2 protein-coding genes are annotated in these 604 nt (G+C 46.9%); one reads left to right on the top strand and one right to left on the bottom strand.

Annotation, left to right across the window (positions count from 1 at the left end):
* A partial coding sequence (locus R7Q48_RS28905) for an Asd/ArgC dimerization domain-containing protein (RefSeq protein ID WP_318133786.1) occupies window positions 1–265 on the top strand: 265 nt, incomplete at its 5' end.
* A gap of 61 nt (window positions 266–326) precedes the next feature.
* On the opposite strand, the gene R7Q48_RS28910 is transcribed toward R7Q48_RS28905, so the two are convergent.
* On the bottom strand, window positions 327–604 hold a 278-nt coding region (locus tag R7Q48_RS28910; RefSeq protein WP_318133788.1), incomplete at its 5' end, for an ion channel.

Raw genomic sequence — 604 nt, forward strand, 5'->3', positions numbered from 1 at the left:
AAATGTGCCGATGGATGAAATCGAAGAAATCATTGCAACTCACAATGACTGGGTGAAGGTGATTCCAAACGATCGTGACATCACGGCTCAAGAGCTAACGCCAGCGAAGGTCACCGGCACTATGTCTGTTCCTGTTGGTCGTCTGCGCAAGATGGCAATGGGCGATGACTTCCTAAACGCGTTCACTGTTGGTGACCAATTACTTTGGGGTGCTGCCGAGCCACTGCGTCGTACGCTTCGTATTATCCTTTCTGAAAAAGCGTAATCGACAAAACTTCGTAAAAAGAGCTCCTATATAGTAGGAGCTCTTTTTTTAACCTTCTATTTTAACCTTCACCTCGAACCACTCTTTTGTCCGGGTCGGCCAACTCGCTTCCACAATGTTTACAGTAGATAGCGTCCGAGTCATGTCCAGCTTGAGAGCAATTAGGGCACTTCACCAGTACTTTGTGGGATTGCATCTCTTGATGTAGCTCAGCTGTAAATATCCCTGTCGGAACCGCGAGAATCGAGTAACCCAAGAGCATGGTTATAGATGCCAGCGCTTTACCTAAGTTAGTTTGCGGAACCAAATCTCCATATCCCACGGTAGTTATGGTCACAA

The sequence above is a fragment of the Vibrio sp. 378 genome, assembly GCF_033339435.1.